Source organism: Nocardia sp. NPDC049737, from assembly GCF_040674755.1.
Taxonomy (GTDB): domain Bacteria; phylum Actinomycetota; class Actinomycetes; order Mycobacteriales; family Mycobacteriaceae; genus Nocardia.
The window spans coordinates 384,564-410,726 of the sequence record NZ_JBFANH010000003.1 but is presented as its reverse complement, the minus strand read 5'-3'; the positions used below and the strand labels follow the sequence as shown (position 1 = coordinate 410,726).

Below are 26,163 nucleotides of genomic sequence, written 5' to 3'. Positions count from 1 at the left end.
GGGCTAGTCGTTGTTGAAGTAGCTCAGCAGCCGCAGGATCTCGATGTAGAGCCAGACCAGGGTGACGGTCAGGCCGAGGGCGACGCCCCAGGCGGCCTTCTCCGGGGCCTGGGCGCGGATGAGCTGGTCGGCGGCGTCGAAGTCGAGTAGGAAGCTGAAGGCGGCGACCGCGATCACGACCAGGCTGAAGACGATGGCGAGCGGGCCGCCGTCACGCAGGCCGAGGCCGCCGTCGATGAAGAAGCTGGCGATCAGGTTGCCGACGATCAGGACCAGAATGCCGATCATCGCGCCGAAGATCATCCGGGTGAAGCGCGGGGTCACGCGGATCGCGCCGGTCTTGTAGACCACGAGCATGCCCGCGAAGACGCCGAAGGTGCCGAGCACCGCCTGCGCGATCATGGCACTGCCGCCGACGCCACCGAATTCGATATTGGTGAACATGAATGACAGCGCGCCGACGAACAGACCCTCGAAGACCGCGTACGAGAGCACGATTACCGGGTTGTCCATCTTCCTGGCGAAGGTCGCGACCAGCACCAGCACGAAGCCGATCAGGCCACCGCCGATGACGAACAGCGGCGCCAGTGCGGTGTTCGCGTTGGTCAGGCCGTAGGAGACGATCGCCGACAGCGCGAGCACACCGAGTGTGATGGCGGTCTTGGTGACCACATCGTCGATGGTCATGGCCCGGGTGGTCGGGGCCTGCTGATATTGGGGGTACTGCGGGTACTGCTGGGTCGTCTGGCCCACGCCCGTCACCCCTGACCCGAAGTTGGCATAGCCACTGCCCTCTTGCCGAGGGAGCTGTCTGAAAACCGGATTGCTAGTGGTGCGCACCGTGAATGCCTTTCTGGAGTCGTGGCTCACGTCGCCGTGGCCGTCAGTCCCGAGCCGTCTCATGCGAGCCGGTCGCTCGATATCCAACTAGGTTGTCCAACGTGTATCGATCCGGCCGAGTTCCCGAGCGACCCTTCGGTACGGACAAATCGGACTCTACTACCGCTGGACGTCGCGCAGTCCACGCACGGATCGCGTCACCGTGAATTTCCGATTGCGACCAATCACCTCGGTCTGGCCGACCATGCGCTGGACCACACCGCGATAGTTCAGATGTGAGTTGTAAACCGTCCACAGCTCGCCGCCGGGACGCAGTACCCGACCGGTTTCGGCGAACATCTTTATCGCCGAACCGGTGTGCACGGCGGCGCCGACGTGAAACGGCGGATTGCACAGCACCAGATCGGCGCTGTTGTCGGCGGCCGAGGACATGGCGTCGTCGCGTACCACGGTCACCCGATCGGCGACCTCGTTGACCTCCGCCGTCGCCCGTGCCGATGCCACCGCGGCGGCCGACTGATCGGTGCCGACCACCCGGATGCCGGGTCGCGCCTTGGCCAGCGCGACCGCCAGAATGCCGGTGCCGCAACCGAGATCGATGGCATCGCGAGCATCGGGTTTCATCCACTTGAAATGCTGCAACAGGAATCGGGTTCCGATATCCAATTTGGCGCCGGAGAATGCGGCACCGTGCGCGACCACGTCGATATCGATATCGTCGATCCGCTCACGTACCGGAAATGGCGGCGCGGCAACAGGTTTCGGCCCGCTCACCAATAGCGTGCGGGACTTCTGCCGACCTCGACTCGCGCGCACCTGCGAGAACGATTCGGCCAGTACATCGTTCATGGACTTGGTCAGATACTTGTCACGCCCGCCCGCGAATACGACTACCTCCGGATCCGCATAGCGGGCGATCGCGTCGGCGACCTCGGTGAGTCCGGCGAGCATGCGCGGTAGTCGCAACAGCACGACTTCGGCGTCGGCGAGCAACTCCTTGGAAAGCGCATGTGCCGCATAGCGGTCCGCGAGACCGAGCGCGCGGGCATTGTTGGCCAAGGCGAGTTCGCCGGTGAGCAGGTCCTGATGGACCCGCACATCGCGCAGCTCGTGCCCGGCGATCGCGCCGAGGGTGAGTGCGCCGTAGGCGTCGCCGATCACGGCGATCCGGCCGCTGCCAGCGGCATCGATGGCCTCGGCGGCGGCGTCGAGAATCAGCCGGTCGGCAGCATCCACGGCGTAGAGGTTCAGTGCCTCTACATCCGGATACCGCCGCAGTCGGCCAAGTACGTCCTCGACATCTCCCACACCTCAAGTGTGCTAGATCGTTGCCGATGGATCGCGGCCACCCCGGCATGTCGGCGACACTCCGATACCAAACACCCGGTCATCGCAAATCCCCGACGGCGCAGGGCACGGCCAATACCATCGGCCACATGCGTAACAGGATGGTGCTGCTGGTCGCCGCCGCGGCGACAGTGCTCGTCGCCTGCGGCGACGGCGGATCCAGCTCGAACACCACGACCGCCGCGCCGACCACGACCGGCACATTCACCGATGCGCCCGACACCGTGCCGCGGGATGCGCTGCCCAAGCGAGGCACTCCGTCCGGCGACGCGGGCGTGACCGTGACCGATATCCGGATCGGGCACCACGCGGGCTTCGATCGGGTGGTCTACGAACTCGGCGGCGCGGGCACGCCCGGCTGGATCGTGCAATACACCGGGCAGGCCATCCAAGACGGCAGCGGCAAGGTCGTCGATGTCGCGGGCCGCTCGATTCTGGAGGTACAGATCACCGGGTCGGCGTATCCGTTCGACAATGGCGTGACGCCGTATTCGGGTCCCGATCCGGCCACCGATCCCAGCGCGCCGGTAGTCGCGGGGGTGTACCGGAGTGGCGTCTTCGAGGGCACGACCCAATCATTCGTCGGGGTGAATGCCGATCGCCCAGCCTTCGAGGTCAGCACACTGACCAATCCGACTCGACTGGTCATCGATATCGCGGGTACCTAGCCGTGCCCGATACGGCCAGGGGGTATCGAAGCTTGCCGTGGGGCGCTCTCTAGAATGATGCTGTGGTCGAATCGCAGCCGCCTTCGCGCACTACCGGGCTTGTCCGGATGCTAGGCGTGTTGGTGCTGCTCGCAGGCGTTGTCGCCATGCACGCCGGAGTTTTCGTGGTCGCCCCCGCCGACGACGACCACCACATGGTGGCGACCATGGCGCTGCCCGTCGACCACCATGCGACCGCCGGACCGGACTGCACCGATGACGGTTGCGGCCACGCACACGGCGGCATGCACGCCTGTGTCTTCATCCTGACCGCCGCTGCGGTCGCCCTGATGCTCGTCCTGCTCTACTGGATCACCCTCGATCGACCGGGTGGCGGTGTGTCGAAACCGCGCCAGTGGCGGCCGATACGCGAACGCGCACCACCGTGGACCGTGCTGTCACTGGCCGAATTGTCGATTCTGCGGATCTGACAGGCCCACCGCGCCCGTAACCGCGGACGCGGCTACCGCCTGCTCGAGAACGTTCATTTCGCAATTCCTCAGGAGCACAGACATGTTCATCACCCGTAGCCGAATCACCATCGCCATTGGCGCGACTACCACCGCCGCAGCGCTTTTCGCCGGAGGTTGTAGCAATGACAACTCCACGCCCGGTATGGATCACGGCTCGTCGTCGAGCCAGACCAGCTCCGGAAAGCCCGCTGCCCGAAGCGATTTCAACGACGCCGACGTGACCTTCCTGCAGATGATGTACCCGCACCACGCGCAGGCGGTCGAAATGGCGCGACTGGTCCCCAGCCGCACCCAGAACGAGCAGGTGCGCTCGCTCGCCGCGGGTATCGAACAGGCGCAGTCCCCGGAGATGGAGCAGATCACCACATTGCTGGAGAGCTTCGGTAAGCCCGCGCCGAGCACGGCCGGGCACGGCGGACACAGCATGGAGATGCCCGGCATGACATCAATGCCTATGACCACAATGCCCACCACCTCGAATATGCCGGGCATGATGTCGAACGAGCAGATGAACGCGCTGGCAGCGACTTCCGGCGCCGATTTCGACCGGCAGTGGATGCAAATGATGATCGAGCACCACATCGGCGCGATCACCATGTCGAACACCGAACTCGCCAGCGGTATCAATCCGGATGCGAAGGCGCTGGCCACCGCCATCGTCGCCGCCCAGCAGTCCGAAATCGGCACCATGCGCGGGCTGCTCGGCCAGCGCTGACGCGGCGTCGCGGAGCACGCCGCAACGTACGCGATCCGGTGTGCTCCGCACCGACCGCACGGTCGGTGACCAGTGGTTTTTCGGCCGTTCGATATCGGTTGGTCATCGATACCGGTCCGGTCGGCTGACGTCGACGGTCGCGAGCAAGTACGGTCTTTAGGTCCGGCTTTCCACGCGCCTCCAGCGGCCGGATGTTCGGAGGGGAGAGAGGGGAAACCGACATGCGACGACTAGAGCGGACCGGCCTCGTCGCTGCTGCGGCGGCCACCGCGGTGGGCGTCCTGACCATCGGCGCGTGCTCGAAGCAGATCAATGGCAGCGCGCAGGTCAACCAGACCGAACTGGCCGCCTACGCTTCAGAGGTCACGGCATCGTCGGTGGCCGCATCCTCCTCACGCGCGGCGGCGGCCGAACGCGCGGCGGGCACCGCGTGCGACACCTTCACCAGCGCGAACAGCAGCTCGATCCATACCTTCAACGACTACATCGACGCGAGCAATAGCAAGGGCGTCAACGATCCGGAGACCAACGCCAAGGCCAATGACGCCGTCACCGCGCTGCGCAACAACGCGCGCACCATCGACTCGAAGGTGACCTCCGATGTGCCGCTGGCCGTCGCGGGTCCGCTGCGCAGCTACCGCGACGACAGCAACGCCCTGGCCGACACGCTCGATCGGCGCGCGCCGACCGATACCCTCAATGCCGCGATCGATAAGTTCAACGCCACCAAGAACGTCGCCGAGGATGCGTGTAAAGCCTACTGACGCAGGCTAATTCTGGTGGGCACGGTTGAAGAAGTCTTCGTGCAGTTCGTGGTTCCGCTGGTCGACTTCGCCGCATCACCGGTGTGGCACAGATGCTTTCGCCGGAGCTGATCTCGGCCGAGCTCGTCAGGTCCGGTATCGAATCGCGGCTGAGCGAGGAGGCCCCCCGATGAGCGGCCCGCGGCGCTGAGCGCCGAAATCGGCAGATGCCAACGGCGGCAATGGTCGCCGAGAAACTACGCCGAGGAACTATGTCGGGGGATGAATCAGGCGCCGGGTGGGACGGTCGATTGCCAAGGTGCGGGCTGGTCCGGGGTGCGCGGCTGCGGGCGGCGGCGCTCGACGAGCACGAGGGCGATACCGGTCAGGGAGGCGGCGAGGGCGACGAGCGCGAAGATGAATGCGGTACCGGGAAAGCCGAGAACACCGATTACCGCGGCGGCGATCGCGACGAGTCCGCCGATGATCAACAGGATGAATCCCGGCCAATTTCTGGCGTCCGCCAACGTAATTCCCGGCTGGGGCTCGGTCGCGCGGGCGATATCCGGAGCGTCGTCGAGCGGGGGAATTTCCCACGGCCCTTCCGCTGTCATGGTGCTACCTCACATTTCGGTGTCAGGCTGGGTGCTTATGCCTGATGCCTATAAGGTGCCCCCGACGTGGTGATCCGAAACAGGCAGGTCGGCTAACCGACGGTGCGGCCGCACACTCGTGCGAACGCACGAGTGAGATCGTTGGCCGGGCGCTGCGGGGGATCGGCGCACGCCAGGCGACGATCTGATCGGATAGCACGAGAAGTGCACCGCGGGCGGTGATTCCGACCCGCTCCGGCCAGTCCCGCGCTTCGATCACCACCGCAGGAAGGGGTCGGAGCAGACGGTCGGCAACCTGCCTGCGGATGAACCGTCGGGTCAGCGGCTTTGGAAGGCGGTGCGGTAGGTGTGCGGGCTGGTGCCGACCACCCGCTTGAAGCGGTCGCGGAAGGCGGTGGGCGAACCGAAGCCGACCTGGGTGGCGATGCGGTCGACCGGATGGTCGGTGGCTTCGAGCAGGTATTGGGCTTGGCGAATGCGGGCGCGATGCAGCCATTGCAGCGGGGTGGTACCGGTCTGTTCACGGAAGCGCCGGTTGAGCGTGCGCGGACTCATACCGGCTTGGACCGCAACATCTTCCAAGGTGATTGCGGTCGCGGCGTGCTCCTCCAGCCAGCGCAGCAGCGGTTCCATCGACGCACCCTGTGGCGTCGGCGGCTGGTCGTGCACGATGAACTGCGCCTGTCCCCCTTCGCGTTCCAATGGCATGACCGCGAGGCGGGCGGCGTCGGCGGCAACGGCGGAGCCATGATCGCGCCGAATCATGTGCAGGCACAGGTCGATACCGGCGGCAGCACCCGCGGAGGTGAGGAATTGACCGTTGTCGACGTAGAGCACATCGGGGTCGACATCGATGGCGGGATAGCGGGCGGCGAGGGTCGGGGCGGCGAGCCAGTGTGTGGTGGCGCGCAGTCCGTCGAGCAGACCGGTGGCGGCGAGGATAAACGCGCCGACGCAGATGGAGGCGATGCGGGTGCCATTGGCCGCAGCCGTGCGCAGGGCCTCGATGACCTCGTCGGGGACCGCAACAGTGGGGTCCGCGCATCCGGGTAGGACGATCGTGTCGGCCTCGGCCAGTGCCTCCAATCCCCAGCGAGCCTTGATGGTGAACAGTTCGGTCTCGACGGTCGGCGTGGTCGCGCACACGCGGACCCGGTAGGCGGGGCGGCCGTCGGGTAGGCGGCTGCGGCTGAAGGATTCGATCGGCGTGGAAAGGTCGAAGGGCAGGACCTGGTCCAGTGCGAGGACGGCCACGGTGTGCATGCGGCTACCGTAGGCCATCGGTAGCTTTTCGCCAATGCTTGTGACCTGCGGCATTACATGTCTTTGCAGATCAGCCCCATTGGCGAGAATCCGTTGACATATGGCAATTCCGCCAGTTCCCGCGCCGCTCGGCGATCATTACCGTCAGCAGCACCGACAACATGAAGGAGCCGATACGGTGCTCGCCCAGTTCGTACTATTCGACGGATTCGACCCGCGCATCGCGAATGCGGTTGAGAAACTCATCGCCCCCGGGCGCCGGGGCACCGTCTGGCGCAATACCGGCCACACCCCCGCCGTCTGAGCGCCGCCCGTGACGAAACTTCTGCTCTCGCTGCATGTTCTGGCTGCCATCATCGCCATCGGCCCGGTAACGGTGGCGGCCAGTATGTTCCCCGCCACCGTCCGCCAGGTCCAGGCCGACCCGCACCGCTTGGCCATCGCCGGCAACCTGCACCGCATCTGCCGCGTCTACGCCACCATCGGCCTCGCCGTGCCGGTCTTCGGGCTGGCCACCGCCGCCAGTCTCGGTGTCCTCAGCGATATCTGGCTCACCGCATCCATCGCTCTGACCGGCGTGGCCGCCGGCATCCTCGCCCTGGCGATCCTGCCCGACCAATCCCGCATCCTCGCCGCCCTACCGCAAACCATCCCCGCCACCGCCCAATTGGCCATGCTCACCGGCATATTCAACCTCCTGTGGGCGGTGGTCACCGTCCTGATGATCGTCCGCCCCGGTTCGACGACCGGGGCGTGACCCGCTACTGGACTTCAAGACACAAGGACGACTTTGCCGGTGACGGTGCCGGATTCGGCGAGCTCCATAGCGCGGGCCGCCTCGGCCAACGGGATACGAGCGGCCACCTGCGCACGCAAGCTGCCCGCCGCGGCCAACTCGAATACCGCGCCGAGATCCGCCGCGATCGCGGCGCGGAACCGGGTACGGTCGCGCTTGCCCGCCCAGATATTGAAGAAGTGCGCATTCCGCTTGTTGGGCAACAGGTTCCACCAGATCAGTCGGCCCACCAGCGCGAGCACCGGAAGACGTGAGTTGCCCGGATCATTCTTGGTGACGGCGGTGCCATAGGAGACCAGCGTGCCGTGCGGCGCGAGCAGGCCGAACGAGTCGACGATCCCGGGACCGCCGACATGATCGAAGACGGCGTCGACCCCCTCCGGTGCCAGCGCCCGAACCTGCGCCACCACATCGCCGCGGTAGTCGATCGGCTCCGCGCCCAGCGCCGCCACGGCTTCGGCATGCCGTGCGGACGCCGTACCGATCACGCGAATACCGGCATGGCGGGCGAGCTGGACCAGCGTCGAGCCGACGCCACCATTTGCGCCGTGCACCAGAATGGTCTGGCCCGCCCGAACCTTGGCGATGCGATGCAGCATCCGCCATGCGGTAATGCCGTTCACGACGAAGGTCTCGGCCGCCGCGGGATCCAGCCCATCGGGGACCGGAACCAGATCGGCTGCCGCCAGCACGATATGACTCGACCAGCCCCCGACCTTGGTCAATGCGGCGACGCGTCGGCCGAGCAATGCCGGATCGACGCCGGGGCCGATCGCGGTGACCGTGCCGACGAGGTCATAGCCGGGCACGAATGGGAACGGCGGCTGGTCGTAGTACTTCGCGCGGCGCATCTGCTGTTCGGCGAAGGAGACGCCACTGGCCTCGACGGCGATCATGGCCTGACCGTCGGCCGGTGCGGGCAGCTCACGGTGGGTGACCTGCAAGCCCGCCGCGTCGACGGGGCCGGGCAGGAGAATCTGGGTTGCCAGGGTGATCATGGGTTTACCTTTCAGAGTGAGTGACTGAACAGTCACTCCACGGTTGAAAAAAAGCGCCCCCGCAGGGGCGAGACGTCAGGGCTGCAATAACTTCGGATAGTCCTCATTTCGTCGGGTCGACATGCCGGATACCGGCACTCAGCATTCGCGCCCAGTCGGTATCGAGACCGTCGAGCTCGAGCGTGGTGATCAGATGACAGAGTTGGCCGTAGGCGATAAAGCGCTGCACCGCCGCATCGTCGGCGCCAGAGCGCCTCTTCGCGAAAGTCGTCACGCGCTCGAGCCCGCGGCGCACCGCCTCGGCGACCTCCGGAATATCGACCGCGGATTGCGCGTGCACCTGCAGCAGCAACAGATTTCGATCGGCGATCAGCTCCGCATATGCCCCACCCATTTCGTGCAGGATTGCGTCGGGCGCGGCGCCATCGGCCCGCGCGGCACCGGCGGACAGCGCTCGCTCCACGAGCTCGTAGCACCGGTCCAGCGCCGCGACGAACAGCGCGATCTTGCCGGGAAACAGCTTGAAGACGTAAGCGGGTGAGATATTCGCGCGCGCCGCAACGGTATTGATGGGCGTCCCGTGATATCCGGTCTGCGCGAATTCCGCGATCGCGGCATCGACCACCGCCTCGCGCCGGATCTCCGACGTAGAAAGAACAACACCGCGCCTACTCATGTGAGTGACTATACACTCACTCTCCTCGCTTCCGTCAACCCTCAGGTTTCGTCGGACCAGCGCTGAACCCAAACCTGAAGCGGCTCGAGGGATTCGACCAGATCGCGGCCGTCGGCCGTGAGTCGATAGCCCTTCGAATCGGTCTCGACAATGTTCACCTCGCGCAATTCGCGTAGCCGATCGTTCAGGACGCTGGCCGACACCCCGCCGGTCAGACTCTGCAATTCGCGGAAGGTGACGCTCGCACCCTCGCGTAATTCCCACAGCACCCGCAGCGTCCAGCGCCGTCCGAGCAGATCCAGCAGCGCCATGATCGGACGGCCGGTGCGCGAACCGCGCACGGGCTTGCCGACCAGCGGAGCCTTGCTTGCTTCGGATTCCGAAGCTACCATTGGCATCGTCCTTGCTCTGTTTTTCGAAGCATGACGACAAGTCTAGCGAGGTTTGATCGATGACCACCCGAATCGCCCCAATGCGCCCGCCCTACGCACCGGAGATCGATGCGCAACTGAAGAAGTGGATGCCGCCGGAAGCCGCATTCGAGCCACTTGCACTGTTCCGCACGCTCGCCGTGCACGACGAACTCTTCTCGCGAATGCGGCCACTCGGCGCCGGAATTCTCGGCCACGGCCGAGTGCCGCCGCGCGAGCGCGAGATCGTCATCCATCGCACCTGCGCTCGGGCGGGCGCCGAGTACGAATGGGGCGTGCACGCGGTGGTCCAGGGTCCGGCCGTCGGCCTGACCACCGTCCAAATCGACGCCGCGGCAAGCGGTCCGGCCGACGATCCGGCCTGGACCGCGGCGGACAGCATGCTCGTTCGACTGGCAGACGAACTGCACGACACCGGGGATATCTCCGATGCCGTCTGGACACGGCTGGCCGAACGCTACGAGGACGATCAGATCCTGGAGCTGATCATCATCGCGGGTTGGTATCGCTTGCTCAGCACCGTAATCAACAGTGCCCGAATCGAATTAGAACCCTGGGCGCGGCGGTTTCCTCAGTTCGGTGTCGCGGCCAGATCGTAGACCGCGACATTGCCGATGTGGACAGCCCGGTAATGCGCGGCGACCCAATCGCCGATGTCCTTGTTGCCGATTGGTCGCCACGGCTCGTCTTCCGGAGCCGGTGGCGCGGCATCGCCTTGGTCGCGCACGCGCCAGGAATCGGGCAGTTGAACCTCCTGTGCCAGGTAATAGCGGACCTCGTGGGTGCGGACCAACTCCTGGAACTGGTCGAGGGTTGGCACCGGGTCCTCGGAGGTGAAGCCGCCGATCGCGATAACGGCTGTGCGGCTGGCCAATTCGAGGGTGGCCGCGGTCGAGGAGCGGTCCACGGCCGCCGACCAGCGGGTCGTGGTGTCGCTCAGCATGCTGACAACTTGCGGCTCCGCGAAGTTGCCGCCCATGATCCGGCCCATCGGGGATTGCTGCTGGGAATCGGGTTTGCGCGCCTTGGCCGGGCCGACCGTCGGGCCGCCGCCGGTATGCGACTGCGGCAGCGTCGCCACCGCATATGCCGTCGAACCGCCCAGACCGGCGATGACGCCCGCGATCACCAGCACCGAGGTCACCCGGTCCCGTAGGCGCCGCCGCCCGGCGGCCAGAACCGATGCGACGACCAGGCCGACCGCAGCGAGCACCGAGACCGCGATAATCATCCAGCGCAACCACAGCTGCCAATCCGAATTCCGCTGCAGCACAACGAATGCCCAAACACCAGCAGTGAGAATGAGTACGGCGGAACCGATTCGACCGAAGGTGTCGGCACGGCGACGCCACATTTCGTGCACGCCGAGTGCGAACATTCCGGCCACGGCGGGCCCGATCGCCAGGGTGTAGTAGGCGTGCATGCCGCCCTTCATGGTGGAGAAGGCGAGGCCGTCGATGATCAGCCACAGGCCGAAGGTCAATGCGGCGCCACGGACCAGATCGGTGCGCGGTGCGCGCCACCGCGATGCCAGCACCAGGACGAAGGCGAGGATCGCCGCGGGCAGCAACCAGGAGATTTCATAGGCGATTTCACCGGTGAACAGCCGGTCCGGTCCCGAACCGAACCCGCCGAAGCCCGGTCCGCCTCCGGCATTGTGCGGCATTTCGTAACCGGGCGGCAGCTCGAAGCGGTTGCCGCCCTTGTGGTTGTGGCCGAGGAAGCGGGCGAAGCCGTTGTAGCCGAGCACCAGATCCATGAAGGTGTTATTCGTCGATCCAGCCAGATACGGTCGCGAGGATTCCGGCCACAGTATGGTCAGCAGCACGTACCAGCCGGACGAGACGACCAGCGCGGCCGCCGCGGCCAGTAAATGCCACAGCCGCGTGCGCAGTTCGGTCGGCGCGACGACCAGATAGGCGATGCCCAGTGCGGGCAACACCATCAATCCCTCGAGCATCTTCGCCAGGAATGCGAAGCCCAGCGCGACACCGGCCAGCATCAGCCAGCGCGCACTCGCCTGCCGCAGTGATCGGATCGTGCAGTACGCGCCGGCCGTCATGAGCAGGACCATCACCGCATCCGGATTATTGAACCGGAACATCAACGCGACCACCGGGGTCACCGCGAAGACGGTACCGGCGAGCAGTCCCGCGCCGCGGCTGTGCGCCGCCCTGGTCACCGCGCCATACATCAGCGCGACCGTCGCGACGGCCATGAGCGCCTGCGGTATAAGCATGCTCGCACTGCTGAACCCGAACAGCTGACCGGAAAGTCCCATCACCCACTGCGATACCGGCGGCTTGTCGACCGTGATGAAATTCCCGGGATCCAGCGAGCCGAACAGCAGCGCCTTCCAGTCCCGCGAGCCCGACCAGGCCGCGGCGGCATAGAAGCTGTTGCCCATGGCATTGACGGTGATATTCCACAGATAGGCCACCGCCGTCGCGATCAGTAGCACCGCCAACCCGATGCGCTCCCACCGCCGTATCGGGGGCAGCGCTGTCGCGGGTGCGGGCGGGCTCTTATCGGGTGGGGTCGTATCGGGTGGGGTCGTTTCGGGCAGGGACGCCGGCGCACTGGTCGCTGTCACCTGGGGAGTATCACAGCCGTCCCGGTGGACCCCCTTTGCGTTTCCTGGCAGTCCGCTGTGAGCCCGCCCCACCCCCTGTGAACATGGGATTCGAGCCGGCTCGGCCGTCAGGTGGCCGGGATTTCGCGTTGGAACCAGTCGAGGATTCGCGGGAGCGCGACGCGGGCGGTGGCGGAGTGGTCGATATCGCCGAGGTCGGTGAGGGTTGCCCGGTCGGTGCGCATGGCTTGCCGACAATGTTCGGCATTGGCGTAGAGCACATTTCGATCGCCGGTGGCGGCGTAGAGGTGGACGGGAACACGCGGCGTCCAGTCGCAGGTGCCGTCGCTGGCGGCCACCGCTTCGCGCGCGGTTCCGGTCGGATCTTGTGCCAGGGCAAGGAACTTCGGCGTCAGCAAGAGTTCGGGGCGCACGGGTAGGGCGGTGCCGATGGTGATCTCGTTCTGCTGTCCGTCGAAGAGCTGTTCGATGCGATCGGCAATGGGTTCCTGGAAGGCATCGGCGGGCCGGTCGTAGAGGTGGTAGATCCGGTTCATCGCGGTGATCCAGTAGGCGAGATAGAAGACCGCGACCGCCGGGAGGACACGACCCTCGATAGCGCCGGGCGTCTCGACGTGCTGGACGTCGTAGGGGCCGCTGATCGGTGCCAGCGCGCCAAGTCCGAAGCCAGGGGTGTCACCGCTCTGTAGCGCCTTGCCCAGCGCCGTCGCGGCCTGGCCGCCCTGGGAGAAACCGGTGACGAGGATATCCGGGTCGAGGTCGCGCTGCTGTCCGGCGGCCACGGTGCGGGCAGCGCGCAGCAGATCGACCGAGGCGCTGACCTCCGAGGGCGCGTGGGTGTAGGGATGTGTGCCCGGGCCTTCGCCGAGGCCGAGGTAGTCCGGCGCGACCGCCGCGTAACCCGCCGCGGCGAACATGATGGTGCGAGCCCGATCGAGGCGGGTGTCGTTCACCGAGGGCGCGTCGCTCTTGCGCACCAGCGTGCCGTGCTCATAGGTGACCACACGCAGCCGCCGAGAATCGGTACGCGGCAGGACGACAAGGCCACTCGCCGTTGTCGGATCGCCCTCCGGAGTGACGGTTCGGTAGACGACGCGGTAGGCATCGACGCCATTGCGTACGGCAGTGCTGATATTCGCCTCGCCCAGATAGGTCGTGGCCTGTTCCGCCGACAGCTGTGCAACCGGCGTGCTGCTGACAACCTCGCCGCGCGCGACCGCCGGTGCCTTATCGGACCCGCATGCCGGGGCCACGAGCAGGGCCGCGGCGAGCAGTGCGATTACCGAACGCGGTGTGCTGCGCATGGATGCGGGTTCCTCTCGAGCGACCACACAGATCATCGTGCCAGCCGCATTTGCGCGACTCGCCAGCCGACCGAGCATATTTGCTCGACATTCGCTGACGTGTTATCAACCAGGGATTGTCAGCCGTTTCGGCCCAGATCACCGAGCCGATGGCGTGTTTCGTTTGCAGGTCCCGGTTTGTGAGCGAAGGAGCGTTGCGGTGTTTGCGAAAAGTTCGCCTCTTGTCCTACCGATTATCGTGCCCGCAGTACTTATCAGCACCCTCTTCGGCTTGCGCGCTCCGGCACACGGCGAGGATGCCCGTCCGGATGGGAGCGTGCCACCGGCCGGCGCCAATGATTGGACCTGCCGCCCGTCGGCGGCGCATCCACAACCTGTTGTCCTGGTGCACGGCACCTGGGGGAATCAGAATTCCTGGGATGTGCTCGCACCACAGCTGAAGGCGCAGGGCTATTGCGTATTTTCGCTGAGTTACGGGCGCGCGATCTCCAGTATCCGAGGTGCGCAACCCGGCGTCTACGGCACCGCGGATATGCGCAACTCGGCCAGGGAAATCGCGGGATTCGTCGCTGAGGTGCGTGCGGCCACCGGTGCACCGAAGGTGGATATCGTCGCACATTCCCAGGGCGGTCCGCTGGCGCGGCAGTTCATGCGCTTCGAGGGCGGTGCGGATCAGCGGAATCCGGCGGATAACAAGGTGGACCATCTGGTCACTATCGCGGCGACCAACCACGGCACCACCGCGGAAGGGCTCGGCTTCCTATTGCCGACCGGCAGTGCGCAGGCGCCGATCCTCGGCCTGATCACGAGATATCTGGGCACGGCAGCGTCACAACAACTGATCGATAGTGAATTCCTGCGCAGCCTCAATGCCGGAGGCGATACCGAGCCCGGAGTCAAGTACACGGTTATCGCCAGCCATCTCGATCGGGTCGTCACTCCACCCGAGGCCACCTTTCTCACCGCCGGAATCGGGGCCACGGTCGACAATATCTGGGTGCAGGACCTGTGCCCGGACGATGAGTTCAACCATGGCGCGCTGCCGGAATCCCCCACCGTCGGCTACGTCGTGCAGAAAGCACTCGATCCGTCGTATGGCGGCCGCCCCTGCCATGGCTGACCTGCCCGAATTCCGGGTACCGACGCACTTGCGTTAACGCTGTTATCGTCGTTAGCACCCATGGTGCTCCGGTGGTGGGACCGTGCGCCGCGCCGTCCCCCGCGAGGAATGAACTTTTGTGAAATACGTTCCGCGTATCGTCCTGTTTCTGGCGATTCCCGCCCTGCTCTTCCTGGTGCCGTGGTGGACCTTGATCGGCGCCACAACCGACGGGCCGCTGTTCTGGCTCGGCTCGGCGGTTTTTCTGGCGGGTTTCGTATGTCTGCCCGCATCGATGTTTCTCGGCCATGGACCGAGGCAGCACGACGCGGCCTCCATTGTGGGCGACACGTTGCTCGGCCTGATGTGGGTGGTATTCAGCTGGTCGGTGATCGGCAATATCGTCGGGCTCGGACTGGCCGCCGGTGGCGTGGACGATCCGGCGCGTTCCAGGATCGTTGCCGCTGGGGTATTCGTGATCGCCGCCGCGCTGTCGGTGTGGGGTGTGATCGAGGCGCGCCGGGTGCCTCGGGTCCGCACCCTTGATGTCGCGATCCGCGGGCTCGGACCCGCACTCGACGGACTGCGCATGGTGGTCATCACCGATACCCACTACGCCGCGCTGGACCGGTTGCGGTGGTCGGAGAAGGTCGTCGATGTAGTGAACGCCCAGCAGCCCGATATCGCCTGCCACGCGGGCGATCTCGCCGACGGTTCGGTCGAGAAGCGGCATCCGCAGGTCGATCCGCTCGGCAAGATCGAGGCTCCGCTCGGCCGGTTCTACATCACCGGCAATCACGAATACTTCGGCGACGCGCCGGGCTGGATCGAGCATATGACCTCGATCGGCTGGCAGCCGCTGCACAACCAACACGAGACGATCACCCGCGGCGGCGACCGGCTGGTGCTGGCGGGCATCGACGACCCGACCGGCGTCAGCGTGCCCGGGCACGGGCCCGACCTCCCCGGCGCCCTCGCGGGGGCCCCGGACGCACCGGTCGTCCTGCTGGCCCATCAACCCAGGCAAGTTATCGCAGCCGCCGCGGCCGGGGTGGCCCTGCAGATTTCCGGCCACACCCACGGCGGCCAGATCTGGCCCTTCCACTATCTGGTCCGCCTCGAGCAACCGGTAGTCGCCGGTCTCAGCCGCCACGGCGAGCACACCCAGCTCTACACCAGCCGTGGCACCGGGTTCTGGGGTCCGCAATTCCGGGTCTTCGCGCCGAGCGAAATCACCGTCCTCGTCCTCCGCAGCGCCTGAATGAATGTTGCCCGGTAGGGGTATAGCTTCGCGTGGTGAACGCTATCGGGCACGCGCTATCCCTGGCCGGGTCGATGACCTGGGAGATCCTCTGGGCTCTCATTCTCGGCTTCGCGCTGTCCGCCGTCGTGCAGGCGGTGGTGCGTAAGTCGACCATTCTGCGCCTGATGGGCGACGATCGGCCGCGCACCCTCGCCATCGCCGCCGGGCTCGGCGCGGCGTCCTCGTCGTGCTCGTATGCGGCCGTGGCGCTGGCGCGTTCACTGTTTCGCAAGGGTGCGAATTTCACCGCCGCGATGGCATTCGAAATCGGATCCACCAACCTCGTTATCGAACTCGGCGTCATCCTGGCGCTGCTCATGGGCTGGCAGTTCACCGCGGCCGAATTCGCCGGCGGGCCGATCATGATCGTGCTGCTCGCGGTGCTCTTCCGATGGTTCGTGCGGTCCGAGCTCGTCGAGCAGGCGCGTCACCAAGCCGACCGCGGACTCGCCGGATCGATGGAAGGCCATGCCGCCATGGATATGGCGGTCGCCACCGAAGGCTCCTTCATACGACGGCTGCTGTCGCGGCCGGGACTAACGGCCCTCTCGCATGTGTTCGTGATGGAATGGGCCGCGATTCTGCGCGACCTCGTCATCGGACTGCTGATAGCGGGCGCGATAGGCGCATGGGTGCCCGAGACGTTCTGGCAGAACTTCTTCCTCACCGATCATCCACTGCTATCAGCCATTTGGGGACCGATCGTCGGGCCGCTGGTGGCGATCCTGTCCTTCGTCTGCTCGATCGGCAATGTGCCGCTGGCCGCAGTGCTGTGGAACGGCGGCATCAGCTTCGGCGGCGTCATCGCCTTCATATACGCCGACCTGCTGATCCTCCCGATCCTCAATATCTACCGCAAGTACTACGGCCTCCGCATGACCCTCACCCTGCTGGGCACCTTCTACGCCGCCATGGTCGGAGCCGGATATCTCGTCGAAATCCTCTTCGGCACAACAAATCTCGTTCCGACAGAGCGCAACGCCATGGTGATGACGGAAGGCATCCGCTGGAACTACACCACCTGGCTCAATATCGCCTTCCTCTTCCTCGCCGCGGTCTTGGTCACGATCTTCGTACGCACCGGCGGAATCCCGATGTTGCGCATGATGGGCGGCTCCCCCGACACCGAGCACGACCATGACCACCGATCACCGCACGGCGGCAGGTAATCCGTTCGCGGTCACCGCAACCAGCCGGACAACAGCGGCTCATCGTTGTGCTGGCAGCGGGTCGACGTCCCCGACAGTTCGGGGGCGGCGCAGTAACTAGGGTGCGGCGCCTCAGCGCGGCGTATTTCCGATGTAGCGACGCCAGGTCTGTTCGAGTTGGGCGGCCATGTCGATGGTCGGGTCGATCAGCCAGCGGGCCTGGAGACCGTCCGCGAGGGCGAAGAACATGGTTGCGGCGCTGTCGGTGTCGATATCGGTGGGGAGGGTGCCTGCTGTTTGCATCTCGCGCAGCGCGTAGGAGAAGGCTTGGACGCCCAAGCTATAACGTTGCCGCATGTAGTCGTGGGCGGGATGGGTCGGGTCGGAGGCGGCGGCCTGCATGTGGGTGAAAAGTTCGATCAGCCCGGGGACCTCGGTGTTGCGGCGGATCACCTCGATGAAGGCCTCGGGTGCGCAGCCATGCAATGCGGTGGCGACGTCGGATTCGTCGCGCTTGCGCAGCACGGCTATGAACAGTTCCTCCTTCGAGCCGAAGTAGTGCAGCAGCCCGCCCTGGCTCAGCCCGACCGCATCGGCCAGCTCGGCAACGGAGGTGGCCGAATAGCCGCGTTCGGCGATCGTGCGCAGCGCGGCATCGAGGATCTGCTCCCGTCGTTCTATGCCCTTGCCATAGGGGCCCCGTTTCGCCATCGGGTCAGTGTAGGCACGAATCGAGGGTGGTCTTGCCAGCGAAAACCGAGCGTTGTACGTTTTTTGTTCGAGGCAACCTCGACGAACAGGAGCACCATCCGATGCGACTCCGCACCCTCTGTGTGGCCGTTCTGGCCGCCGCACTCCTGCCGAGTTCCCCCGCCTTCGCGCGGCCGGAGCCGCCCGCACAGGTCGCGCCGCTCGACCCGGACTTCCTCTGGGGTGTCGCTGCCTCGGGCTACCAGTCCGAAGGCCATGCGCCGGACAGCAATTGGAGCCGCTATGTCGCGGCGGGCGAAACCGATGACCCGTACCGGGATTCGGTCGACTTCTACAGCCGCTACGCCTCCGATATCGATCTGGCGGCCGGCCTGGGTGTGAAGGTGTATCGGATCAGCGTCGAATGGGCGCGCGTACAGCCGCGGCCGGGAGTGTGGTCGGAGGAGGGATTCCACTTCTACGACAATGTGATCGGGAAGATCAAGGCCGCCGGTATGCGGCCGATGATCACGCTGGATCACTGGGTGTTCCCCGGTTGGGAGGTCGACCGTGGGGGCTGGCACAACACCGATATGGTTTCGGACTGGCTCGCCAACGCCCGTACGGTCGTCGATCGCTACGCCGCCGACAACCCACTGTGGGTCACCTTCAACGAACCCACCTTCTACGGCGTGAACGAACTGCGCCACCGCGGACTCCAGATCACCGATGTGCCCGGTATGCAGGACCGACTCGCCCTGGCGCACAACGCGATCTACGACCACATCCACCAGGTGCAGCCCGAAGCCATGGTAACCAGCAATGTGGCCTATATCCCGGCGGCCGAGGATGTGGTCAACAAGCCGTTCATCGATAGAATCGCCGCGAAACTCGACTACATCGGCATCGATTACTACTACGGCATATCCCCCGATACCGTGACGGCACAGATCGACAACCTGACGAAGCTCTGGAACAACCCGCTGCAGCCCGAGGGCATCTACTATGCGCTGCAACACTATTCGCGCCAGTTCCCCGGTAAGCCGCTCTACATCGTCGAGAACGGCATGCCCACCGAGAACGGCGATCCGCGCGCCGACGGCTACACCCGCGGCGACGATCTGCGCGACACCATCTACTGGATCCAGCGGGCCGTGGCCGACGGCATGAACGTCATCGGCTACAACTACTGGAGCCTGACCGACAACTACGAATGGGGCAGCTACACACCACGTTTCGGCCTCTATACCGTGGATGTGCTGACCGATCCGACGCTCACCCGCAAGCCCACCGACGCGGTGCCCGCCTACACCGCGATCACCCGCAACAGCGGTGTTCCCGGCGATTACCGCCCGACTCGGGCACCCCGGCCATGCTCACTGGTCGACGCCGCAGCCAGCTGCACCGACCCGGTCACGGTTCCGCGCTGAACGCAATCCGGCTTTTCAGCAGGGCTGCGGTGGCTGCGCTGTAGGCGTGACTGGCTTCCACTGGCCGCAGGGTCGGGTAGTTCGACCGATGCGTGACGATCACGCCGTTCGGGAGGGTTATGGTGCGATCCGGAACGGTGGCGACGCAATTGCCGCCGGATTTGGCGACGAGGTCGACGATCACCGTCCCAGGGCGGAGCGAGTCCAGTGCAGTGGCGTCCAGCAGCATCGGGCCGTGGGAGCCGCGGTGCACGGCGGCGCAGACAATGAGGTCGGGCGGATCGGTGGCGAGGTGGGCGAGAAGTCCATCCGGATTCGGCAGGAATGCCCTGGCACCGCGCAGGACTGCCGCGGATTCCTGCTCCTGGCGGTTACCCATCGCGGTCGGCTCGTCGCCGTGGGCGGCCGCTGCGGCTATGGCGGAAAGTCCGGCCTGCCCGCAGCCGAGTATCAAGGCGCGCACGGGCGCCTCGGTCGACAGGAGTTGTCGCGCTTGCTCGTAGGCGACCTCGCCCGCTATCCGGCTCATCGCGGAGAGCGCATCGATATCGGGACGGGAGTGCGGGACGGTTTCATAGCCGACTGACTCGATGCCGCGTGCGCGAAGTGCCGCAATCAGGTCGCGGCGATGCAGCGGGTCCTGGAATCCGATCAGAGTCATACCGGGGCGTACCGAATCCAATTGGTAGGAAGGAGGTTTCACCCACACCACAACATCGCAGCGCGCGAAAATCTCGGTACGCTCGCCCAGTTGCGCCCCAGCGGCCACATAGTCCGCGTCGTCGAACCCGATGGACCGGCCCGCATCGCGCTCCACGATGACCCGCACTCCCGCGAGCCCGCGCACATCCTCCGGTAACAATGCGACACGCCGCTCCTCAGCAGCGGTCTCCCGCAGAACGCCGACAATCATCGTGCCGCAACATGTTCGATGACGAGCAGACCGCGCTCGGCCAGCACCTTGTGATAGGTCAGCCCATTCCGGATCGCGGACAACAACTGTTCGAGCCGGTCGAACAATTCGTCGACCAGATCCGCCGACTCGCGCCCCGGCGCCTTGCGCGGCGCCAGCACATTGAATCGGACACCGCGTCGCTCGGATCCGGTCCGATCCAGGGCGACGCTGTCGATCCCGGCACCAGCGAGCAACAGATCCGCTATCTCCGCACTGGTTTCGACACCTGCCTCGTCGAGGATCGCATCGTCGAAGACGACGGTGAGGAACATGCCCTGTCGACTGCCCAGCGGCCGAATGACTTTCGCGCCGAGGCGAGTATTTATCGCGTCGATGTGGCTGTGCGCGCGATCCAGCTGGTCGAGCATCCGTACACGGTTCTGCGCGAAGTAACTCTCGGGTGTGTGCTCGACAATCGCCCGCGCCAGATGCGTCGACTCGCGCTGGAAGGAAATGGTCAGCCGCTCGCGAATCCTGGCCAGCCAATCGGCGTTGCCCGAACAGGCCGCGCCCAATTTGCACGGACCGAAGGCGTTGTAGCCCTTGGAGTTTCCGGTAATGGTGAGCACCTGGTCGTACAACCGGCGCACGCCGTCGTCGGATGCGATCGCTACCGCGGCGATCGGAATGTGCTGTTCCACCATGCAATCGAAAGCCATATCGCAGATGACCGGTACCCCACTGGCAACCAGCACCCGGCCGATCGCCAGCAACTCCTCGGCCGAATAATCGGTGAACACCGGGTTCCCGGGCAGGGTGAGCAGCACCCCGCACAGTTCATCACGTTCGGCGAAGTAGTCCAGGCAGGATGCCAGCAGGTCCGGGTCGATCTTGAAGGAGTCGTCCGGCGCGACCGGGCAAGCCTCCATCCGCAGACCGTACTTCTCCACATGAATGCCCGAACTCTTGTACAGGCCTTCCGGATACACGATCACACCACCGGGACGGGCCAGCGTCGCGACCGCCTCCTCGAGCAGCATAGTGCTCGAATACGGGCAGACGATGACCTCCTCCGGCGCCACCCGGACTCCAGGTATCCCGTCGACCGGCTGCGCCAATCGCCCGAACAGCTTGTGCGCTGCCAACTCTCGCAATACCAGCGGCTGGCGCTTGTGATAGAGCGTGCCGTCGGCGTATTCGTCCGGCGGTTGGGTATGCATCAGTTCGCGCCATGCCAGATCCAATGCGGCCACGGCACTTTCGGCCAGGGGCAGCCCCGTCTCGCCGTGGTAGGCGTCCAGTACATCCGAATACCTCCGGTGGCCCGTCCCCGCGAACTGCGGTCGCGCACCCAGATGCCGCCGCACTTCCCGCTTCCGCTCCTCGGAGCGATTTGTGCGGGCGGCCAGGCTGGGTGCCGGTGTCCGCCAAGGCAGCCGATCGTTGTCAGCCTGCCGAGTCACGACACCTCACTTTCGAAAGACGGCTCTCCCGGCGCGGTCATCTCGCGCCAACTCTGTTCCAGCGCCGCACGGAACAGATCGCGGCAATCGCCCTCGGTGAGACGTTCATAACCGGCCAGCGCCGGTGATGCGACGATATCGTTGACGACAATGCCCGAACCGGCGAGCTTGAGCTCATAGAGCCGCTCGAACCGGCGCACCGCGAATGCGACATCGTGCTTCAGGGCCGAGAACCGGGTCGCCACGCGCGCCTGCCGGGAATAGTCGTATTCACCGACAGCGACGTACTTTTCGTCGACGATGAGCATGCTCTGCGCATTGCGCGCGTACTCACGCTTGACCAGTACGCTCTCCACACCAGAACGCGCCTGCTTCCACAATTTGTCGTCATAGGGCCAGACATCCTCGATCGTGTCGAGGACATACATGCGTCTCACATCGATTCGGGGCGGATGGGTCGTATCTGCCAGGCGCAGGATAGCGGCGTGATAGTCGTCGCCGACGTCGCCGCCGATGGTGCCCAGGTCGGCGGTGTGGATCGCGCGCACGGACGCCTTGGCCTGCTCGAGGATGATCAGCCAGTCACTGACGGTATTCCATTCCCAGACGGTCGCGCTGCGCGAGGGGATCTGCGCCAGGATTTCCTCGGCGCGCTCCAACTGTCGATCGGCGATCATGCGCAGCGGTTCGATCTCTTCCCGCGCGGAGGTCGCATCAATCAGACTGCCCGCGATGCCGAGTGCCCGCTCGACGAGTTCAGGGTCCTTGCCGAGCAGGACATTGAAGCGCATGCGCAGATCGTGATAGGCGCCGCCGGCGATCCCCTCGGCGATACCGTCGGTCGTGGGCAATTCCTGGCCGAGCGCCAGGCTGAGCCGTTCGCGCAGCGGTAGCGGTGGCACCCGAGTTCCGTTCTCGATCTGCTGGATCAGGCTGCGCGAACAACCAGTCTTGGCCGCGAGTGCGGCCTGGGTGAACCCGCGTTCCGTGCGGAGCCGACGGACCAGATCCCCGACCTGCTCACCGTCCTGCGCTGAGCCAGCCATTCCGCGCCTCCATCCTCACGCTCGGATTTTTCAATGCTCACGATGTGTCATCCGACGACATCATAGCCACGTTACGTCGCAAAACAGCGATAGCAATGTTGGAAGTTTTCTGATTGGTCGCTGGAATGCGCACCAGCGGGCGGATATTGCGCGAAGCGGCTTCGATACCTGTGACCTTGATTGCGCATGGCGTCGTTCAAAGCTGCTCTCGAGGAGCGAATTACGGATACACAACTCCGAATCTGCTTGAAACTAAGCAATATTGATCACGAAATATCATCAGATAGCTTCTATGCTTAGTTGACATCCAGAAGTGGCGATCCATAGCATTGTTGTCAGCGTCACATCTGATCCGGAGATCGTTTTCCGGGACAGATGGTTTCGATCGACCAAGGGAGGGGTCATGACACTGAGGCTGACCGACTGGTTGATCACCAGCGACATCACCCCCGAAACCGCCCGCTACACCGGCTGCGGCTGGGTTTTGAGCTGGCTGCCCGGCCGAATACTGACACGGACGCAGGCCATGACCGGCATGGTCCTCGACGAGACCCTGAGCGATCCGGATCCCGAAGACTACGTGCTCGCCATGGAAATCGCCGCTATCCGGGCCGCCGACCTCGGCCTCGAATTGGCCAAGGCGGTCGTGCTGCTGCACGCCCGCATCGTCGAACGAGACCGTCGGCAAGCCGGCGCCAACTGCCGCATCGCGGTACCGACCACACCGGCCGCGTAACGGCAGTTGGCGCCGCGGAGGGGTCGGCGCCACCTGACGTCGCGCCGAAACAGGGTCCGGCTGAGTCGTACTCGCCGGGCCCTGTTTCGGGTGGGTCGGCGGCCACCGCCCCAGCGTCGCCCACCCCGTCAGCGAATTTCGGATTACGACCCGCTGCTCGCTGCCCGCACCGAACCGAACGTCTGCTTGAAGTCGGGGCACTCGACCAGCGGTTGGTGGGCGCAGGTGGCGGCATGACGGAGGCTGTCGCGCATGCGAGCGAGTCGAGCGATGTCCTCGTCCAACTGCTGAGCCTTCTTCGCCATATGGCGGCGCAGTTCGGCATCCGCGGGCGTGGCCACGAGGAATCGCGCGATCTGCGCGAGCGTGAAACCCGCTGCGCGAGCACAGGATACGAGCGCCAGGCGGTCGATCACCTCGGGCCGGTAGGTGCGCCGCAGACCGTTGCGTCCGTCGGATTCGATGAGCCCACGCTTCTCGTAGTAGCGCAGCGCAGACGGCGCCAATCCGGACCGCGCGGCCACTTCCGCAATATCGAGCATCATCACTCCTTGACTTGAAGCATGCTTCAAGTCAGACGATAGGCTAATGAGCGAAACAAGAGAAGAGCTGCACCCCCAAGTTCAGGGTTATCTGGACCGTCTCGCCCGTGCCGATTTCGGCTCGGTGCACACGTTCACCGCGGAGCAGGCACGCGAAGGATGGCGCCGACAGATCGCCCTACTCGGCGAACCGGAACCCGTCGCGAATGTCGAGAACCGAACCGTCCCGGGCATAGGCGAGCTCCGTATCTACACCCCGGATGGGGAAGGCCCCTTCCCCGCATTGGTGTTCTTCCATGGCGGCGGCTTCATGCTCGGCGATCTGGACACCCATGACGGACTGTGCCGCAGTCTGGCCAACGGTGCGGAATGTGTCGTCGTCTCGGTCGACTATCCCCTGGCTCCCGAACACAAGTTTCCGGCAGCACCCAACGCTTGCTACAGCGCGACACAATGGGTCGCCGAGCATGCGGCGAGCATCGGTGTCGACGCCACTCGCATTGCCGTTGGCGGCGACAGCGCAGGCGGCAATCTGGCGGCGGTCGTCGCGCACATGGCACGCGACAACGGCGGTCCGGCGCTGACCTTCCAACTGCTGATCTATCCCGATCTCGATTTCCGCAGAACGAATTTCAGCATCACGGAGTTCGCGGGCAAGTACGGCAATATCAGCCGCGACGCCCAGCACTGGTTCATGGACGGTTACCTGAACAATGCCGAGGAGAAACTCGACCCGCGGGTTTCCCCACTGCTTGCCCCCGACCTGGCCGGGCTACCTACGGCACTGATTGTCACGGCCGAATACGACGCACTGCGCGACGAGGGCGAAGAGTACGGCCAGCGCCTCGAGCAGGCAGGGGTTCCGGTTACGGTCGCCCGCTATCCCGGGATGATCCACGAATTCGTCCGGCATCCCTTCGACGACAGCAAACGTGCCCGGCTCGACGCGGCGACGGCACTGCGGAAGGCATTCGCTCGGTAGACAATTGCCTCAGGTGTCGTTCGAGGATGCTCGGGAAACGACAATGGGCATTCGCCAGGACAGTCGGAGCGGATTGTCGGAAGCGCGACGCACCAGCAGCCATTGGGCGACGGCCGCCATGGTCGAACCGAGCGAGGTCACCACGGCGAGAAATCCCCAGTGGGTGAGACCGGCGGATGCGTAGTTGGAGGTACCGGTGCCCGGGACGACGAGTTTGCCTCTACCGGTGGCCCAGTTCAGTATCTGTCCGATATGGCCGCCCAGGTCATAGGTGCGACCGGTCATCGCCTTGAGTTCGGCGCCTTTGCCATTGAGATAGATCAGGCAGAAGACGACGAAAAGTGCGGCACATGCCAGCGAAAAGGTCGTCAGGCGGGCAAGGAATTCGGTGCGAAGACGGATGTTCAGCACGATGGCGCAGAGCGCGATGATGATGGCGGCGCTGGCGAGAATGGCCCAGAGGCCGGTGACCGACGGGGTTTTGGGCTTCGCTTGCGACCAGACGTTCAGGTAGTTCGTGGTTATTTCGAGCCGACCGAAGGCATTGGCGGCGACCTTGCCGTCGGGCCCCTGTGCGGTAATCCACGACTGGAACAGCAGGATGAGTGTGGCCGTACTGCCGACCGCGGCCAGTATGTGGCCCCAATAACATCGGAGCGGTCCCAGCCGCGCCCGGAGCTCCGCCAGCTCCGCGGCGCGGCCTTGTGTCTGTCTCGCCCTCGCCGGAGCGGTCCCGTGTCGAGATGTGATAGCTCGGGAGGAGTTCGGCTGCTCCATGAGCTCAGCTTAAGTGGCGAAGAACACGCGAACTCACCTCCAGTGGGAACCTCGATCGGTGGGAACAGATCTGGTAGAGGAAGCCGCGCAACTGGGCGCCGGAGCCGTCCTGGTCTTTGTCTTCGACCGCAAATATGGCGTCTCCGGCGCCCAACCACCCGAGGTCTTCGCCCAAGCACTGGACCAAGCCGGGGCCGATCGAGAACCGGTCATTCAGACCATCAGCGGCACCGACGTCTGCGGGCCGGACGGACGCGAGTTACCCGAGCGAAATTGACCTGCGGCACAGTCCTTATTCGGTTTCATCAGTCGACTTCGCAGTGGGACCGAGCCGCACCACACCGGCGTCGAGATCAATCTCGACGCGCGGACGGTGCACCTGCCCATCGCTGTCCTCGCTGCCTTCATCGGCCAGCTTCTGCCCGGGGAACAGTTCGCCCATAACGCCCATAGTTCGACGATAGCCCTATCAGGTTTGCGCCATATTTCCGAAGTGAGCCCGTCCGCCGGATTACGCGGTTCGCAAGTTCGGCTATGCGCCAGCCATCTAAT

30 protein-coding genes are annotated in these 26,163 nt (G+C 65.1%); 14 read left to right on the top strand and 16 right to left on the bottom strand.

Annotated elements, in window-relative coordinates:
• Positions 1-3 precede the first annotated feature (3 nt).
• The gene (locus tag AB0J47_RS06685) at positions 4-840 is read right to left on the bottom strand and encodes a Bax inhibitor-1/YccA family protein (protein ID WP_364341290.1); all 837 of its coding nucleotides are present in this window, start codon (positions 838-840) and stop codon (positions 4-6) included.
• 159 nt (positions 841-999) lie between these two features.
• Positions 1,000-2,148 carry a methyltransferase gene (locus tag AB0J47_RS06680; RefSeq protein ID WP_364341288.1) on the bottom strand — a complete coding sequence of 383 codons (1,149 nt, stop codon included), beginning with the start codon at positions 2,146-2,148 and terminating at the stop codon, positions 1,000-1,002.
• Positions 2,149-2,276: 128 nt separating this feature from the next.
• On the opposite strand from AB0J47_RS06680, the gene AB0J47_RS06675 reads away from it, so the two are divergent.
• The 4 genes from AB0J47_RS06675 (at position 2,277) to AB0J47_RS06660 (ending at position 4,846) form a co-directional block, all read left to right on the top strand.
• Positions 2,277-2,855 (top strand): hypothetical protein, encoded by a 579-nt coding sequence (locus AB0J47_RS06675; protein ID WP_364341286.1) that lies wholly within the window; start codon positions 2,277-2,279, stop codon positions 2,853-2,855.
• A 62-nt stretch (positions 2,856-2,917) separates the two neighbouring features.
• Positions 2,918-3,325 carry a DUF6153 family protein gene (locus tag AB0J47_RS06670; RefSeq protein WP_364341284.1) on the top strand — a complete coding sequence of 136 codons (408 nt, stop codon included), beginning with the start codon at positions 2,918-2,920 and terminating at the stop codon, positions 3,323-3,325.
• A gap of 82 nt (positions 3,326-3,407) precedes the next feature.
• A complete protein-coding gene (locus AB0J47_RS06665; protein ID WP_364341282.1) occupies positions 3,408-4,082 on the top strand; it encodes a DUF305 domain-containing protein in 675 nt (224 codons plus the stop codon).
• Between the two features lie 221 nt (positions 4,083-4,303).
• The gene (locus AB0J47_RS06660) at positions 4,304-4,846 is read left to right on the top strand and encodes a hypothetical protein (RefSeq protein ID WP_364341280.1); all 543 of its coding nucleotides are present in this window, start codon (positions 4,304-4,306) and stop codon (positions 4,844-4,846) included.
• 266 nt (positions 4,847-5,112) lie between these two features.
• Here the strand turns inward: AB0J47_RS06660 and AB0J47_RS06655 are convergent, their stop codons facing one another.
• A complete protein-coding gene (locus tag AB0J47_RS06655; protein WP_364341278.1) occupies positions 5,113-5,439 on the bottom strand; it encodes a hypothetical protein in 327 nt (108 codons plus the stop codon).
• Between the two features lie 318 nt (positions 5,440-5,757).
• Positions 5,758-6,702: a helix-turn-helix domain-containing protein gene (locus tag AB0J47_RS06650; RefSeq protein WP_364341276.1), complete on the bottom strand. Its 945-nt coding sequence runs from the start codon at positions 6,700-6,702 to the stop codon at positions 5,758-5,760.
• A gap of 100 nt (positions 6,703-6,802) precedes the next feature.
• Between AB0J47_RS06650 and AB0J47_RS06645 the strand changes: the two genes are divergently transcribed.
• The gene (locus tag AB0J47_RS06645; RefSeq protein WP_364341274.1) at positions 6,803-7,006 is read left to right on the top strand and encodes a hypothetical protein; all 204 of its coding nucleotides are present in this window, start codon (positions 6,803-6,805) and stop codon (positions 7,004-7,006) included.
• 9 nt (positions 7,007-7,015) lie between these two features.
• Positions 7,016-7,459, top strand: coding sequence for a hypothetical protein (locus tag AB0J47_RS06640; RefSeq protein WP_364341272.1), 444 nt, complete (start codon positions 7,016-7,018; stop codon positions 7,457-7,459).
• Positions 7,460-7,473: 14 nt separating this feature from the next.
• Here the strand turns inward: AB0J47_RS06640 and AB0J47_RS06635 are convergent, their stop codons facing one another.
• The 3 genes from AB0J47_RS06635 to AB0J47_RS06625 all read right to left on the bottom strand — a co-directional run bounded on the left by AB0J47_RS06635 (position 7,474) and on the right by AB0J47_RS06625 (position 9,564).
• A complete protein-coding gene (locus tag AB0J47_RS06635) occupies positions 7,474-8,496 on the bottom strand; it encodes a medium chain dehydrogenase/reductase family protein (protein WP_364341270.1) in 1,023 nt (340 codons plus the stop codon).
• 103 nt (positions 8,497-8,599) lie between these two features.
• Positions 8,600-9,172, bottom strand: coding sequence for a TetR/AcrR family transcriptional regulator (locus AB0J47_RS06630; RefSeq protein WP_364341268.1), 573 nt, complete (start codon positions 9,170-9,172; stop codon positions 8,600-8,602).
• 41 nt (positions 9,173-9,213) lie between these two features.
• Positions 9,214-9,564: a helix-turn-helix domain-containing protein gene (locus AB0J47_RS06625; RefSeq protein WP_364341266.1), complete on the bottom strand. Its 351-nt coding sequence runs from the start codon at positions 9,562-9,564 to the stop codon at positions 9,214-9,216.
• 59 nt (positions 9,565-9,623) lie between these two features.
• Between AB0J47_RS06625 and AB0J47_RS06620 the strand changes: the two genes are divergently transcribed.
• Positions 9,624-10,202, top strand: a complete 579-nt coding sequence (locus AB0J47_RS06620) for a carboxymuconolactone decarboxylase family protein (RefSeq protein ID WP_364341264.1) — start codon at positions 9,624-9,626, stop codon at positions 10,200-10,202.
• Here the strand turns inward: AB0J47_RS06620 and AB0J47_RS06615 are convergent.
• Together AB0J47_RS06615 and AB0J47_RS06610 are read right to left on the bottom strand one after the other, a co-directional pair.
• A complete protein-coding gene (locus tag AB0J47_RS06615) occupies positions 10,175-12,196 on the bottom strand; it encodes a glycosyltransferase family 39 protein (RefSeq protein WP_364341262.1) in 2,022 nt (673 codons plus the stop codon). The genes AB0J47_RS06620 and AB0J47_RS06615 overlap by 28 nt on opposite strands.
• 107 nt (positions 12,197-12,303) lie before the next feature.
• The gene (locus AB0J47_RS06610; protein WP_364341260.1) at positions 12,304-13,500 is read right to left on the bottom strand and encodes a hypothetical protein; all 1,197 of its coding nucleotides are present in this window, start codon (positions 13,498-13,500) and stop codon (positions 12,304-12,306) included.
• A 199-nt stretch (positions 13,501-13,699) separates the two neighbouring features.
• Between AB0J47_RS06610 and AB0J47_RS06605 the strand changes: the two genes are divergently transcribed.
• From AB0J47_RS06605 to AB0J47_RS06595, 3 genes are all read left to right on the top strand, one after another.
• Entirely contained in the window at positions 13,700-14,620 is a 921-nt protein-coding gene (locus AB0J47_RS06605; protein ID WP_364341258.1) for an alpha/beta fold hydrolase, read from the top strand.
• Between the two features lie 118 nt (positions 14,621-14,738).
• Positions 14,739-15,860, top strand: a complete 1,122-nt coding sequence (locus AB0J47_RS06600; protein WP_364341256.1) for a metallophosphoesterase — start codon at positions 14,739-14,741, stop codon at positions 15,858-15,860.
• Positions 15,861-15,892: 32 nt separating this feature from the next.
• Entirely contained in the window at positions 15,893-17,071 is a 1,179-nt protein-coding gene (locus AB0J47_RS06595) for a permease (RefSeq protein WP_364341254.1), read from the top strand.
• Positions 17,072-17,182: 111 nt separating this feature from the next.
• Here the strand turns inward: AB0J47_RS06595 and AB0J47_RS06590 are convergent, their stop codons facing one another.
• The gene (locus tag AB0J47_RS06590; RefSeq protein ID WP_364341252.1) at positions 17,183-17,761 is read right to left on the bottom strand and encodes a TetR/AcrR family transcriptional regulator; all 579 of its coding nucleotides are present in this window, start codon (positions 17,759-17,761) and stop codon (positions 17,183-17,185) included.
• A gap of 101 nt (positions 17,762-17,862) precedes the next feature.
• Here AB0J47_RS06590 and AB0J47_RS06585 point away from each other — a divergent pair, with 101 nt between their 5' ends.
• On the top strand, positions 17,863-19,170 hold the full coding sequence (locus tag AB0J47_RS06585; protein WP_364341250.1) for a family 1 glycosylhydrolase: 1,308 nt from the start codon (positions 17,863-17,865) through the stop codon (positions 19,168-19,170).
• Here the strand turns inward: AB0J47_RS06585 and AB0J47_RS06580 are convergent.
• Genes AB0J47_RS06580 through AB0J47_RS06570 form a run of 3 tightly spaced genes read right to left on the bottom strand, consistent with a single transcriptional unit; the run spans position 19,154 to position 22,574 of the window.
• Complete coding sequence (locus AB0J47_RS06580; RefSeq protein WP_364341248.1) at positions 19,154-20,083, bottom strand: hypothetical protein; 930 nt, start codon at positions 20,081-20,083, stop codon at positions 19,154-19,156. The genes AB0J47_RS06585 and AB0J47_RS06580 overlap by 17 nt on opposite strands.
• Positions 20,080-21,528, bottom strand: a complete 1,449-nt coding sequence (locus tag AB0J47_RS06575; protein ID WP_364341246.1) for a pyridoxal phosphate-dependent aminotransferase — start codon at positions 21,526-21,528, stop codon at positions 20,080-20,082. Before AB0J47_RS06575 ends, AB0J47_RS06580 begins: the two co-directional genes overlap by 4 nt.
• On the bottom strand, positions 21,525-22,574 hold the full coding sequence (locus tag AB0J47_RS06570; protein WP_364341244.1) for a helix-turn-helix transcriptional regulator: 1,050 nt from the start codon (positions 22,572-22,574) through the stop codon (positions 21,525-21,527). Before AB0J47_RS06570 ends, AB0J47_RS06575 begins: the two co-directional genes overlap by 4 nt.
• Before the next feature lie 403 nt (positions 22,575-22,977).
• Here AB0J47_RS06570 and AB0J47_RS06565 point away from each other — a divergent pair, with 403 nt between their 5' ends.
• Positions 22,978-23,310 (top strand): hypothetical protein, encoded by a 333-nt coding sequence (locus tag AB0J47_RS06565; protein ID WP_364341242.1) that lies wholly within the window; start codon positions 22,978-22,980, stop codon positions 23,308-23,310.
• Between the two features lie 143 nt (positions 23,311-23,453).
• On the opposite strand, the gene AB0J47_RS06560 is transcribed toward AB0J47_RS06565, so the two are convergent.
• Complete coding sequence (locus AB0J47_RS06560) at positions 23,454-23,852, bottom strand: MerR family transcriptional regulator (RefSeq protein ID WP_364341240.1); 399 nt, start codon at positions 23,850-23,852, stop codon at positions 23,454-23,456.
• A 46-nt stretch (positions 23,853-23,898) separates the two neighbouring features.
• Between AB0J47_RS06560 and AB0J47_RS06555 the strand changes: the two genes are divergently transcribed.
• Positions 23,899-24,834: an alpha/beta hydrolase gene (locus AB0J47_RS06555; protein WP_364341238.1), complete on the top strand. Its 936-nt coding sequence runs from the start codon at positions 23,899-23,901 to the stop codon at positions 24,832-24,834.
• Positions 24,835-24,843: 9 nt separating this feature from the next.
• Here the strand turns inward: AB0J47_RS06555 and AB0J47_RS06550 are convergent, their stop codons facing one another.
• A complete protein-coding gene (locus tag AB0J47_RS06550; RefSeq protein WP_364341237.1) occupies positions 24,844-25,611 on the bottom strand; it encodes a hypothetical protein in 768 nt (255 codons plus the stop codon).
• A 58-nt stretch (positions 25,612-25,669) separates the two neighbouring features.
• Here AB0J47_RS06550 and AB0J47_RS06545 point away from each other — a divergent pair, with 58 nt between their 5' ends.
• On the top strand, positions 25,670-25,888 hold the full coding sequence (locus tag AB0J47_RS06545; RefSeq protein ID WP_364341235.1) for a hypothetical protein: 219 nt from the start codon (positions 25,670-25,672) through the stop codon (positions 25,886-25,888).
• Positions 25,889-25,903: 15 nt separating this feature from the next.
• Here AB0J47_RS06545 and AB0J47_RS06540 read toward each other — a convergent pair whose 3' ends face one another.
• Entirely contained in the window at positions 25,904-26,053 is a 150-nt protein-coding gene (locus AB0J47_RS06540; RefSeq protein WP_364341233.1) for a hypothetical protein, read from the bottom strand.
• Between the last annotated feature and the right edge of the window lie 110 nt (positions 26,054-26,163).